The sequence below is a fragment of the Isoptericola sp. NPDC057559 genome (assembly GCF_042801555.1).
In the GTDB taxonomy this organism is placed as follows: domain Bacteria; phylum Actinomycetota; class Actinomycetes; order Actinomycetales; family Cellulomonadaceae; genus Isoptericola.
On sequence record NZ_JBHVFQ010000025.1, the window covers coordinates 1 to 12,227 of the forward strand.

Below are 12,227 nucleotides of genomic sequence, written 5' to 3' on the forward strand. Positions count from 1 at the left end.
GAAGCTTAGCCCTTCAGCGCCGATGGTACTGCCCTCGAGAGGGGGTGGGAGAGTAGGACGCCGCCGGACACCCATTCACGAAAGGCCCACCCCCCCAGGGGGTGGGCCTTTCGCATACCCGGATCCCCTCACCACCACCCGCGGCCGCGGCGATCCGCCACGCTGCGTGACGACCACGTGAGCACGGCAGAGCCTGCATCGCAGCTCAACGGCTGCCCACGACCGCGAGCGGGCCGAGCCGACAGGGTCGTCGGTGGCAGCCGCTCCGGTCGCAGGCCGGGCGGCTGAGGGGGATCGCGCCTCATCCGCTCCCATGGCTCGCCGTGGTGCGGAACCGCGTACGCACTCACGCGGCGCTCAGAGGCCTCGACGTCCACCCTCGGCGGCCAGAGCCTCGACGGTCAGAGCCTCGACGGTCAGAGCCTCGACGGTCAGAGCCTCGACGGTCAGAGCCTCGACGGTCAGAGCCTCGACGGTCAGAGCCTCGACGACCAGAGCGCTCGACGTCCCGGGCGCCCGTCCTGGGCGCGTGGTGCTCCTTGTTCTCCGGGACGGGTCCTCGCGGTGCCGGGAACCCGGATCCGGTGCCCCCACGCCCCGTCGTGCTGTGCATGCCCGCCGTCCGTGCCCCAAGGTAGGGGCGCCCCCCGTCGGCGCCCGGCGCGTCGTCACCGACGGCGCATCCCGATGCCTCCGCACGTCCCTCGGCCCGCACCCGGTGGATGCGGCGCCGGCCTCGGCCCGGCGCGCTCCGGGCGCCGGCCCCCGGCCTGGCGCCCTCCGGTACGGCGGCGCACGGCGGCGCGGCCTGCGCCGGGCGGGGCCGCGGGATCGGCGACCCACCTCCGCATGCCCTTCACGCGGCTGGTAGCGCGCGGGTTCTCCGGGGCTGACCATGGGACATGCGGGGGACACGGCCGGGCCTCGCCGCGAGGGTGTCGCGGGCGGCCGCAGTGAGCATCGACTCACTTGACACGTCGCCCGTGCGAGAGCGAGACTTCACGGAACGGAAACCCATTTTCGGTGGGTGGAATCGTTCGAAGGAGGATCGCTCGATGACGAGTGCGGGTCTCGAGGCATTCAACGCGGCAGACGTGGACGCTGCCCTCGTGCAGGTCCTCTCCTGCGCGGCCGTGTCCCGGTGGGCCGAGGCGGTCGTCGCCGGCCGTCCCTACGCCGACACCGCGGCCGCCCTCGCGGCGGCGCGCGCGGTGGCCGACCCCTGGACCGAGGAGGAGATCGACTCCGCCCTCGCGCGCCACCCGCGGATCGGCGAGCGGGCGTCGGGGGAGGACGCCGACGCCGCGCACTCCCGGCGGGAGCAGGCCGGGCTCGGTGACCTCGCCGGTTCGGTGGAGGAGCGCCTGCGCGAAGGGAATCGCGCCTACGAGGCGCGGTTCGGCCACGTGTTCCTCATCCGCGCGGCGGGCCGGAGCGCCGAGGAGATCCTCGGCTCGCTCGAGGAGCGCCTCGGGAACGACGCCGCCACCGAGCGACGGATCGCCGGCCAGCAGCTGCGGGAGATCGCCGTGCTGCGGCTGGAAGGAGAGCTCTCATGACCTCGCACATCACCACCCACGTGCTCGACGCCGTCTCGGGACTGCCCGCGGCGGGCGTCGCCGTGTCCCTCTGGCGCGTCGGCGCGGACACGGCCGAGCGGCTCGCGGACGCGACCACGGACGCCGACGGCCGCGTGAAGGACCTCGGCCCCGGGGCGCTCGAGCCCGGCACCTACCGCGTGACCTTCGCGACCGGCGAGTACTTCGCCGCGCAGGGGACCCCCACGTTCTACCCGTCGATCACCATCGACTTCACCGTCGAGGCCGGCCGTGACCACTACCACGTGCCCTGCCTGCTCAGCCCGTTCGCGTACTCCACGTACCGCGGGAGCTGACGGGCCCTCCGGCCCGCATCACCGGCCGCGGCAGAGGCGCCGCGACCTGCGTCATCGTCATAGGAGACGTGCCCGCCGGCCCTTCGGGGGCCGGCACGGGACAACGCAACAACAGATGAAGGAGTCAGCAAGATGACCGCCACCGCCACCGACGCACAGGCCACGACCGGCACGATCGTGCTGGGCGACAACCAGTACGGCAAGGCCGAGGTCCGCGTCATGAAGGTCGACCGGGACCAGGCGCGCCACCGCATCACCGAGCTCTCCGTGACCTCGCAGCTGCGCGGCGACTTCTCCGCCGCCCACATCGAGGGCGACCAGGGTCTCGTGGTCCCGACGGACACGCAGAAGAACACCGTGTTCGCGCTCGCCAAGGACGGCATCGCCTCGCCCGAGGAGTTCGCGCTCCGGCTGGGCGAGCACTTCACCTCGAGCTTCGACTGGATCGAGGGCGGCCGGTGGGAGGCCAAGGAGTACACCTGGGAGCACATCCCCTCCTCCCTCGCGAACCACGTCACCGACGGCGAGCACGACCACGCCTTCGTCAAGGGCGGCACCGAGACCCGCACCACGGTGGTGCAGCGCGACGGGGACGACGTCTTCGTCGTCTCGGGCCTGGAGGACCTCAAGGTCCTCAAGTCCACGGGGTCGGAGTTCCACGGCTTCCCGAAGGACCGCTACACCACGCTGCAGGAGACCACCGACCGCATCCTCGCGACCTCGGTGACCGCCCGCTGGCGCTACACGACGCTCGACATCGACTTCAACGCCGTCTACGACGACGTCCGCCGCATCCTGCTGGAGACGTTCGCGGACGTCCACTCCCTCGCCCTGCAGCAGACGCTGTTCCAGATGGGCAAGAAGGTGCTCGAGGCGCACCCGGAGATCGGCGAGATCAAGTTCTCGATGCCGAACCTGCACCACTTCGTCGTCGACTTCGAGCCCTTCGGCCTGGAGAACCCGAACGAGGTCTTCTACGTCGCCGACCGCCCGTACGGGAAGATCGAGGCGGAGGTGAAGCGGGAGGGCGCCGATCAGGAGCCGCGCGCGTGGGCCACCGTCACGGGGTTCTGCTGATCGCGGTCCGGCTGATCAGCGAGGCACCGTGCAGGCGGTTCGAAGGAGCATCGAGATGAGCACGACGACGACGATCGACGACGCGACGTCGGTCGCGCCGGCCGCAGGCGGCCGGCCGGAGGACGAGCGGTACCCGCTCGGCAAGACCTTCCTCTACGGCCTGCAGCACATCATGACGATGTACGGCGGCGTGATCGCGCCGCCGATCATCGTCGGGCAGGCGGCGGGCCTCGACGGCGCGCAGATCGGTCTGCTGGTCTCGGCGGCGCTGCTCGTCAGCGGCCTGGCCACCGCGCTCCAGACGCTGGGCATCCGCTTCTTCGGGTCGCAGCTCCCGCTCGTCCAGGGGATCTCGTTCGCCACCGTGTCCACGATGGTCGCGGTGGCGAGCGGGGACGGCGGCCTGCCCGCCGTCTTCGGCGCCATCATCGTGGCGGCCGCGATCGGCCTGGCGATCACCCCGTTCTTCGCCCAGGTCGTGCGGTTCTTCCCGCCGGTCGTCACGGGCACCATCATCACGATCATCGGGGTCTCGCTGCTGCCGACCGCGGCCGGCTGGATGATGGGCGGCGACGCGGAGGCGGCCGACTGGGGCTCCGTCCCGAACATCTCGCTCGCGCTCGGCACGCTGGCCGTGGTGCTCGTGCTCAGCAGGTTCCTGCAGGGCACGATCTCCCGGCTGTCCATCCTCTTCGGGCTGGTCATCGGCACGGTCGTGGCCGTGCCGCTGGGGCTCGCGGACTTCTCGGGCGTGGGGCAGGGTGCCGTGTTCGAGCTCCCGACGCCGTTCGCCTTCGGCATGCCCGTCTTCGAGGTCGGCGCCATCATCTCGATGACCATCGTGATCCTCGTCATCATGACGGAGACCACCGCCGACCTCATCGCCATCGGCGAGGTGCTGGACACCGAGGTCGACTCCAAGCGGGTCGGCGACGGCCTGCGGGCCGACATGGCGGCCACCCTGGTGGCACCGCTGCTCAACTCGTTCCCGGCGTCGGCGTTCGCGCAGAACGTGGGCCTGGTGGCGATCACCGGCATCCGCTCGCGGTTCGCCGTCGCGGCCGGCGGCGCCGTGCTGTTCGTGCTGGGGCTGTTCCCGGTGCTGGGCCGCGTGGTCGCGGCGATCCCCGCGCCCGTGCTGGGCGGGGCCGGCATCGTCCTGTTCGGGTCCGTGGCCGTGTCCGGCATCCGCACGCTGTCGCGCGTCGAGTACGAGGGCAACCTCAACCTGACGCTCGTGGCGGTGGCGCTCGGCTTCGGGATCATCCCGATCGCCGTCCCCGACTTCTACGACCGGTTCCCCACCTGGGTGGGCATGATCTTCCACTCCGGCATCGCGGCCGCCGCGGTCGTGTCGGTGGTGCTGAACCTCGTGTTCAACGAGATCCGATGGGGTCGGCGAAGCACGGACCCGTCGGTGTTCACCGCGGGGTCCTCGGCGCGGCTGGTCGTCACCGAGGAGCAGGAGCAGCGCCGGGCGGAGTACTTCGCGCGGCTCGACGCCGAGCACCAGGCCGCCCGCCGCGCCCGACTCAACGCGGACGTGCGGGCGCGGGTGCGCCACGGGCACGGCCGCCGCTCGGGCTGCGTCTCGGCGATCGACCTCGACGCCGACGGCGTGCCCGACGTGCTGCAGATCCGGGAGGGGGCGCGCGCCACGGTCGCGGAGCGCCGCCCCGGCGCGGACTCGCGACTGCTGGTGCACGCGGGCGCGGCCGAACCGGGGGACCGGTGAGCGCGGTGCGCGCCCCCGCACGACGGAGGGCGCGAGGCGGGACCGCCGCCTCGCGCCCCCCGTCGGGCCCGCGCCTGCGCTCAGGCCGCGGAGAGCAGCTCCTTGGAGATGGTCTCGGCCACCTCGTGCAGCAGGGGGAGCGCGGCCTCGCCGAACTCGTAGGTGACCCGGGCCGCCGGCCCCGACACCGAGAGGGCGGTGGGCGTGGGGGCGCCCTTGACGGGAACGGCGAAGCACCGCACGCCGATCTCCTGCTCGCCGTCGTCGACGGCGTACCCCTGCTCGCGGATCGTGCCGATCTCCTTGAGGAGGTCGTCCGGGTCCGTGATCGACAGGTCGGTGGCCGGCGGCATCCCGACGCGGCCCACGATGTCGCGGATGGTCTGGTCCGGCAGCTCGGCGAGCACCATCTTGCCGACACCGGTGCAGTGCGTGTAGACGCGCCGTCCCACCTCGGTGAACATCCGCATCGAGTACGACGACGAGGCCTGGGCGACGTACACCACCATGTCGCGGTCGATCATCGCGAGGTTGGCGCTCTCGCCGAGCTCGCGGGCCAGGCGCTCCAGGTGGGGGCGGGCGCTGGCGCCGAGCTGGCGTCCCGCGCTCTCGCCCAGCCGGATCAGCCGCGGCCCGAGGGTGTAGCGGCGGGACGGGAGCTGGCGGGCGTAGCCCCGGCCGACGAGCGTCCGCATCAGCCGGTGGATCGTCGGGAGCGGGAGGCCGGCCGCGGCCGCCAGCTCGCTCAGCGCGGCGTCCCCGCCCAGGTCGGTCATGATCTCGAGCAGGTCGATCGCCCGGTCCACCGACTGGACTCCGGTGCCGTTCGCCATGGTCAGGTCCCCCTTCGCAAAGTCTCGTGAACCGTTCCCGGTTCTAGAAACCATCCTTCCACATCTCGAAACTTCATGTCATCAGCTCCCCGAAAGGACACCCAGGCCATGGCGATGCCCAGCCCCAGCTACACGATCACCCTCCGCGTCGAGGCGCCGGCCTCCCAGCGCGCGACGAGCGAGATCGTCCACGAGATCGCCACGGCGGGCGGTTCGGTGATGGGCGTCGACATCGCGCAGTCGCACACCGACACGATCGTCGTCGACGTCACCTGCGACACCGTGGACGCCGAGCACGGCGAGCGGATCGTCCAGGCCCTGGACGCGCTCGAGGGCGTGCGCGTGCTGAAGATGTCGGACTCGACGTTCCTCATGCACCTCGGCGGCAAGATCTCGATCGCGCCGAAGGTGCCGCTCAAGACCCGCCGCGACCTGTCGCGCGCGTACACCCCCGGCGTCGCCCGCGTGTGCCTCGCGATCGCCGCCCGCCCGGAGGACGCGCGCCGCCTCACCATCAAGCGCAACACCGTCGCCGTGGTCACCGACGGCACCGCCGTCCTGGGGCTCGGCGACATCGGCCCGGAGGCCGCCATGCCGGTCATGGAGGGCAAGGCGGCACTGTTCAAGCAGTTCGCCGACGTCGATGCGTGGCCCATCGCCCTCGACACGACGGACACCGAGGAGATCATCCGGACCGTCAAGGCGATCGCGCCCGGCTTCGGCGGCGTGAACCTCGAGGACATCTCCGCCCCGCGCTGCTTCGAGATCGAGAAGCGCCTGCGCGAGGAGCTGGACATCCCCGTCTTCCACGACGACCAGCACGGCACCGCCATCGTGGTGCTGGCGGCGCTCATCAACGCGCTCAAGGTGGTGGGCAAGAAGATCGAGGACGTCCGCATCGCCGTCTCCGGCGTCGGCGCCGCCGGCTCCGCCATCATCCGGCTGCTGCTCGCCCAGGGCGCCCGCGACATCATCGGCTTCGACCGTCACGGCGCGCTCACCACCGAGTCCGCGCACGGCGACGAGAACCGCGCGTGGATCGTGGAGAACACCAACCCGTCCGGCTTCACGGGCACGCTCAAGGAGGGCCTGGTGGGCGCCGACGTCTTCGTGGGGGTGTCGGCCGGCAACATCCTCACGGGCGCGGACGTCGCGCGGATGAGCGACGACGCGATCGTGTTCGCCCTCGCGAACCCGACGCCCGAGGTCGACCCGATCGCCGCCGGCGAGACGGCCGCCGTCGTCGCCACGGGCCGCAGCGACTACCCGAACCAGATCAACAACGTGCTGGCGTTCCCGGGCCTGTTCCGCGGGCTGCTCGACGCGGGTGCCACGCAGATCACCGACGAGATGCTGCGCGTCGCGGCCGTCGCGATCTCCTCGGTGGTGAGCGAGGACGAGCTCAACTCCGCGTTCATCATCCCGGGCGTCTTCGACAGCCGCGTGGCCGAGGCGGTCGCCGACGCCGTCCGGGCCGAGGGGCACAAGGAGGTCCCGGTGGCGGAGCACCGCGCCGAGGACGCCGAGCGCCTCGCCCAGCACCTGGGCCGGGCGCTCCAGCCGGAGGCGGCGGTGGTCCGATGAAGGTCTCCCTCGACCAGGCCGCGCTCGGCGACGTCGAGCGCCGCCTCGCCGCGCACGACGCCCACCTCGACCGTGCCTACCCGGGCGACGACGGCACGCGTCAGCCGGTGCACACCGTCTACGTGCCGGCGCACCGGTACACGGCGGGGCTCGCGACGGAGTGGGGCGCGCAGGCGTGGGCCGCCGTGGAGGCGCAGGGGACCGACGCGCTCCTCGACGCCGTCGGCGTGCGCGCCGACCTCCGCGACGCGGTCGCGGCGCAGGTGGAGCGCAAGCTCGCCACCGAGCCGATCGAGGACCTGCGCATCGACCTCGAGGACGGGTACGGGACGCACCCGGACGCGGCCGAGGACGAGGTGACCGCGGCGGCCGCCGCGGCCCTGCGGGCCGAGCTGGACGCCGGGGGCGCGACGCCGTTCGTGGGCATCCGCTTCAAGTGCTTCGAGCGGCCGACGCGGGCGCGCGGGCTGCGCACCCTGGACGTCTTCGTCAGCACCCTGGCGTCGTCGGGCGACCTGCCGGAGGGGCTCGTCCTGACCCTGCCGAAGGTGACCGCCGTCGCACAGGTCGAGGCGATGGTCGCGGTGTGCGAGCGCCTCGAGGAGGCGAACGGGCTCCCCGCGGGCCGGCTGCGGTTCGAGGTGCAGGTGGAGACGCCGCAGTCGATCCTCGACTCCGCCGGCACGGCCACTGTCGCGCGGATGATCCACGCGGGCGGCGGGCGGGTGAGCGGCCTGCACTACGGCACCTACGACTACTCGGCGTCGCTCGGCATCTCCGCGGCGTACCAGTCGATGGAGCACCCGGCGGCGGACCTCGCCAAGGAGGTCATGCAGCTCGCGGCCGCGGGGACCGGCGTGCGCCTGTCCGACGGGTCGACGAACGTGCTGCCGGTCGGGGACGACGCGCAGGTGCGCGCCGCGTGGGCGAACCACGGGCGCCTCGTGCGGCGCTCGCTGGAGCGGGGGTTCTACCAGGGCTGGGACCTGCACCCGGCCCAGCTCCCGAGCCGGTTCGCCGCGACGTACGCGTTCTACCGCGAGGGCTTCCGGCCCGCGGCGGAGCGGCTGTCGAACTACGTGAACGAGGTGGAGGGGGCGGTGCTCGACGAGCCCGCCACCGCGAAGGCGCTCGCGTGGTACCTCAAGCGCGGCCTCGACTGCGGGGCGCTCGGCGCCGACGAGATCGTCGGGCGCACCGGCCTGCAGCCGGCGGAGCTCACGGCGATGGTGACCCGCCCGGTCGGGGCCTGACCCGCGCCCCGGCGCCACGGCCCGGCCGCGACGGCCCGGTGGGACCTCGGTCCTCCCGGGCCGTCGTGCTGTCCCGGACCGTCGGCGCTGCTGGTGGCGCCGGCTGTGGGCCGGATCACGACCGGAGGGCGGGACGGGCCCCGGCGGGGGTTGACCTTTCCTGCCGGCGCGGCGTAGCGTTTTCACAACAAGGAACCATTCTTCCATCTGGCGAAAGCGAGTCAGTGATGACGGACCAGATCCCCTACACCGTGAACTGCTCGATCCTCCTGACGGACCTGCCGTTCCTGGAGCGTCCGGCGGCCGCCAGGGCGGCCGGCTTCGACGGCGTCGAGTTCTGGTGGCCCTTCGCCACCCCGACGCCCGCGGCGGACGAGATCGACGCGTTCGTCGGCGCGCTGGCGGACGCCGGCGTGCAGCTGACGGGCCTCAACTTCGACGCCGGCAACATGCCCGGCGGCGACCGCGGCCTGGTCTCCTGGCCGGAGCGCTCGGCCGACCTGCGTGCCAACCTCGACGTCGTCGCCGCCATCGGCGAGCGCACCGGCTGCCGCGCGTTCAACGCGCTCTACGGCAACCGCGTCGACGGCGCGGACCCCGCGGCCCAGGACGAGCTCGGCGCCGAGAACCTCGCGCTGGCGGCGAAGGCCGTCGAGCGCATCGGCGGCACGGTGCTGCTGGAGCCGGTCTCCGGCGCCCCCGCCTACCCGCTGACGTCGTCGGCCGACGTCGTCGCCGTCCTGGACCGCGTCCGCGACGAGCACGGTGCCACCAACCTCGGGCTGCTCTTCGACGTCTACCACCTGTCGGTCAACGGCTCGGACGTCGACCTCGACCTCAAGACCTACGGCGACCGCATCGCCCACGTCCAGGTCGCCGACGCCCCCGGCCGCGGCGCCCCGGGCAGCGGGGACCTGCCGATCCGGCGCTGGATCGGCGACCTGCGCTCCGCCGGCTACGCCGGGCCCGTCGGCCTCGAGTACAAGACGGCCGACGCCGACCCGTTCGCCTGGCTCCCGCGCGAGGAGCGCGGCCAGGGCACCGCCGCCTGACGGCGCCCCCGACCGCTGCAGCCACCCCGCACCCGAAAGAGAGACACCGAACATGAGCACCATCGCCTTCATCGGCCTCGGCATCATGGGCAGCCCGATGGCCGTCCACCTCCAGGACGCCGGGCACTCCGTCGTCGGCTACAACCGCACCGCCGCCAAGGCGCAGCCCCTCGTCGAGGCCGGCGGCACCGCCGCCTCGTCGGTGGCCGAGGCCGTCAAGGCGGCGGACGTCGTCGCGGTCATGGTGCCGGACTCCCCGGACGTCGAGGGCGTGCTCACCGGCGACGACGGCGTCCTCGCGAACGCGCAGCCGGGCACGCTGATCATCGACTTCTCGTCGATCCGCCCCGACGTGACGATCGCGCTCGCCGACCAGGCGAAGGCCGCCGGCTTCCGCTACCTCGACGCGCCGGTCTCCGGCGGCGAGGCGGGCGCCGTGAACGCCGCGCTGTCGATCATGGTCGGCGGCTCCGCCGAGGACTTCGCCGCCGCGTCCGAGGTGTTCGACGCCGTCGGCAAGACGGTCGTGCACGTGGGCCCGTCGGGCTCGGGCCAGACGGTCAAGGCCGCGAACCAGCTCATCGTCGCCGGGAACATCGCGCTGCTCGCCGAGGCCGTGGTCTTCCTCGAGGCGTTCGGCGTCGACACCGAGGCGGCCGTCAAGGTCCTCGGCGGCGGCCTCGCCGGGTCGGCCGTGCTGAACCAGAAGGCGCAGAAGATGCTGGGTCGCGAGTTCGCCCCCGGCTTCCGCATCGACCTGCACCACAAGGACCTGGGCATCTTCACGACCGCCGCGCGCGAGCAGGGCGTCGTCGCCCCCGTCGGTGCCGTCGTCGCGCAGCTCATGGCCGCGGCCCGCGCCGAGGGCGACGGGTCGCTGGACCACTCCGGCCTGTTCAACGCGATCGCGCGCCTCTCGGGTCGCGACTGACCGTCGCGCCCGTCCCCGACATCCCAGAAGACTCGAAGGAGAGCACCATGCCCCGCATGCGCGCGGCCGACGCCGCGGTCGCCATCCTGGCGAAGGAGGGTGCCACCGAGGCCTTCGGCCTCCCCGGCGCCGCCATCAACCCGTTCTACGACGCCATGCGGCAGCACGGCGGCATCCACCACGTGCTCGCCCGGCACGTCGAGGGCGCGTCGCACATGGCCGACGGCTACTCGCGCGCCGAGCGCGGCAACATCGGCATCTGCATCGGCACGTCGGGCCCCGCGGGCACCGACATGATCACCGGCCTCTACGCCGCGTGGGCCGACTCGATGCCGATGCTGTGCATCACGGGCCAGGCCCCGGTGGCCAAGCTCGACAAGGAGGACTTCCAGGCCGTCGACATCGCGTCGATCGCCGCGCCGGTCACCAAGCTGGCGAAGACGGTCCTCGAGGCGTCGCAGGTGCCGGGCGTCTTCCAGCGGGCGTTCCAGCTCATGCGCTCCGGCCGCCCCGGCCCGGTGCTCATCGACCTCCCGATCGACGTGCAGATGACGGAGATCGAGTTCGACCCGGAGACCTACGAACCGCTGCCCGTGGAGCGGCCCGAGGCCACGCGCGCGCAGGTCGCCAAGGCCCTGGACATGCTGCTCGCCGCCGAGCGCCCGCTGATCGTCGCCGGCGGCGGCATCATCAACGCGGGCGCGGAGGCCGAGCTGGTCGAGCTCGCCGAGACCCTCGGCGTGCCGGTCGTGCCGACCCTCATGGGCTGGGGCGCGATCCCCGACGACCACCCGCTGACCGCGGGCATGGTCGGCATCCAGACGTCGCACCGCTACGGCAACGCGACGTTCCTGGAGTCGGACTTCGTGATCGGCGTCGGCAACCGGTGGGCCAACCGCCACACCGGCGGCCTGAAGACCTACACCGAGGGGCGCACCTTCGTGCACGTCGACATCGAGCCCACGCAGATCGGCCGCGTGTTCGCGCCCGACTACGGCGTGGTCTCGGACGCGGGCGCCTTCCTGCGCACCGCGCTCGAGGTGGCCGCGGAGCGCAAGGCCGCCGGACAGGTCAAGGACTACTCCGCCTGGGCCGCGTCCGCGCAGGAGCGCAAGGGGACGCTGCAGCGCAAGACGCACTTCACCGAGGTGCCGATCAAGCCGCAGCGCGTGTACGAGGAGATGAACAAGGCCTTCGGTCGCGACACGGTCTACGTCACCACGATCGGCCTGTCGCAGATCGCCGGCGCCCAGCTGCTGCACACCTACAACCCGCGGCACTGGATCAACGCCGGCCAGGCGGGCCCGCTGGGCTGGACCGGCCCGGCCGCGCTCGGCGTGTCCCGCGCGCTGCCCGAGGGCAACGTCGTGGCGCTCTCCGGCGACTACGACTTCCAGTTCATGCTGGAGGAGCTCGCCGTGGGCGCGCAGCACCACCTGCCCTACGTGCACGTGGTCGTGAACAACGCCTACCTCGGCCTGATCCGGCAGTCGCAGCGCGCGTTCGACATGGACTTCCACGTCTCCCTCGCGTTCGACAACATCAACTCGGCGGAGACCGAGGGCTACGGCGTGGACCACGTCAAGGTCGCCGAGGCCCTGGGCTGCAAGGCGATCCGGGTCAAGGACCCGGAGGACCTGGCCGCGGCGTTCGCCAAGGCGCAGGCCATGACGGCCGAGTTCCAGGTGCCCGTGGTGGTCGAGGTCATCCTCGAGCGCGTCACCAACATCGCGATGGGCGCCGAGCTCAACGGCGTGAACGAGTTCGAGGACCTGGCCATCTCGGCCGAGGACTCGCCCACGGCCATCGCGCTGCTGGACTGAGCAGTACCCCGACGACGGCGACGGGAGAGACGATGACGACGACGG

The 12,227-nt window shown here is 72.5% G+C and carries 10 protein-coding genes; 9 read left to right on the top strand and 1 reads right to left on the bottom strand.

Annotated features, from left to right (window positions below; translation table 11 throughout):
• Positions 1-1,055: 1,055 nt before the first annotated feature.
• The 4 genes from uraD to ACFU5J_RS17995 all read left to right on the top strand — a co-directional run bounded on the left by uraD (position 1,056) and on the right by ACFU5J_RS17995 (position 4,706).
• On the top strand, positions 1,056-1,559 hold the full coding sequence (gene uraD, locus ACFU5J_RS17980) for a 2-oxo-4-hydroxy-4-carboxy-5-ureidoimidazoline decarboxylase (protein ID WP_430579643.1): 504 nt from the start codon (positions 1,056-1,058) through the stop codon (positions 1,557-1,559).
• Positions 1,556-1,894: a hydroxyisourate hydrolase gene (gene uraH / locus ACFU5J_RS17985; protein ID WP_430579644.1), complete on the top strand. Its 339-nt coding sequence runs from the start codon at positions 1,556-1,558 to the stop codon at positions 1,892-1,894. Before uraD ends, uraH begins: the two co-directional genes overlap by 4 nt.
• A 132-nt stretch (positions 1,895-2,026) precedes the next feature.
• Positions 2,027-2,971, top strand: a complete 945-nt coding sequence (gene pucL, locus ACFU5J_RS17990; protein ID WP_430576451.1) for a factor-independent urate hydroxylase — start codon at positions 2,027-2,029, stop codon at positions 2,969-2,971.
• Between the two features lie 55 nt (positions 2,972-3,026).
• A complete protein-coding gene (locus ACFU5J_RS17995) occupies positions 3,027-4,706 on the top strand; it encodes a nucleobase:cation symporter-2 family protein (protein ID WP_430579645.1) in 1,680 nt (559 codons plus the stop codon).
• An 80-nt stretch (positions 4,707-4,786) separates the two neighbouring features.
• Here ACFU5J_RS17995 and ACFU5J_RS18000 read toward each other — a convergent pair whose 3' ends face one another.
• A complete protein-coding gene (locus ACFU5J_RS18000; protein ID WP_430576449.1) occupies positions 4,787-5,539 on the bottom strand; it encodes an IclR family transcriptional regulator in 753 nt (250 codons plus the stop codon).
• Between the two features lie 108 nt (positions 5,540-5,647).
• Between ACFU5J_RS18000 and ACFU5J_RS18005 the strand changes: the two genes are divergently transcribed.
• The 5 genes from ACFU5J_RS18005 (at position 5,648) to gcl (ending at position 12,182) form a co-directional block, all read left to right on the top strand.
• Positions 5,648-7,123, top strand: a complete 1,476-nt coding sequence (locus ACFU5J_RS18005) for an NAD-dependent malic enzyme (protein WP_430576448.1) — start codon at positions 5,648-5,650, stop codon at positions 7,121-7,123.
• Entirely contained in the window at positions 7,120-8,376 is a 1,257-nt protein-coding gene (locus tag ACFU5J_RS18010) for a DUF6986 family protein (RefSeq protein WP_430579646.1), read from the top strand. Before ACFU5J_RS18005 ends, ACFU5J_RS18010 begins: the two co-directional genes overlap by 4 nt.
• 239 nt (positions 8,377-8,615) lie before the next feature.
• The gene (locus ACFU5J_RS18015; protein ID WP_430579672.1) at positions 8,616-9,428 is read left to right on the top strand and encodes a hydroxypyruvate isomerase family protein; all 813 of its coding nucleotides are present in this window, start codon (positions 8,616-8,618) and stop codon (positions 9,426-9,428) included.
• A gap of 52 nt (positions 9,429-9,480) precedes the next feature.
• Positions 9,481-10,359, top strand: a complete 879-nt coding sequence (locus tag ACFU5J_RS18020) for a 2-hydroxy-3-oxopropionate reductase (protein ID WP_430576446.1) — start codon at positions 9,481-9,483, stop codon at positions 10,357-10,359.
• 47 nt (positions 10,360-10,406) lie between these two features.
• Positions 10,407-12,182: a glyoxylate carboligase gene (gene gcl, locus ACFU5J_RS18025; RefSeq protein WP_430579647.1), complete on the top strand. Its 1,776-nt coding sequence runs from the start codon at positions 10,407-10,409 to the stop codon at positions 12,180-12,182.
• Positions 12,183-12,227 lie beyond the last annotated feature (45 nt).

Coding starts and splice junctions, on each gene's coding strand:
- uraD (WP_430579643.1), top strand. CDS start 1,056: ATGACGAGTGCGGGTCTCGAGGCATTCAACGCGGCAGACGTGGACGCT.
- uraH (WP_430579644.1), top strand. CDS start 1,556: ATGACCTCGCACATCACCACCCACGTGCTCGACGCCGTCTCGGGACTG.
- pucL (WP_430576451.1), top strand. CDS start 2,027: ATGACCGCCACCGCCACCGACGCACAGGCCACGACCGGCACGATCGTG.
- ACFU5J_RS17995 (WP_430579645.1), top strand. CDS start 3,027: ATGAGCACGACGACGACGATCGACGACGCGACGTCGGTCGCGCCGGCC.
- ACFU5J_RS18000 (WP_430576449.1), bottom strand. CDS start 5,539: ATGGCGAACGGCACCGGAGTCCAGTCGGTGGACCGGGCGATCGACCTG.
- ACFU5J_RS18005 (WP_430576448.1), top strand. CDS start 5,648: ATGGCGATGCCCAGCCCCAGCTACACGATCACCCTCCGCGTCGAGGCG.
- ACFU5J_RS18010 (WP_430579646.1), top strand. CDS start 7,120: ATGAAGGTCTCCCTCGACCAGGCCGCGCTCGGCGACGTCGAGCGCCGC.
- ACFU5J_RS18020 (WP_430576446.1), top strand. CDS start 9,481: ATGAGCACCATCGCCTTCATCGGCCTCGGCATCATGGGCAGCCCGATG.
- gcl (WP_430579647.1), top strand. CDS start 10,407: ATGCCCCGCATGCGCGCGGCCGACGCCGCGGTCGCCATCCTGGCGAAG.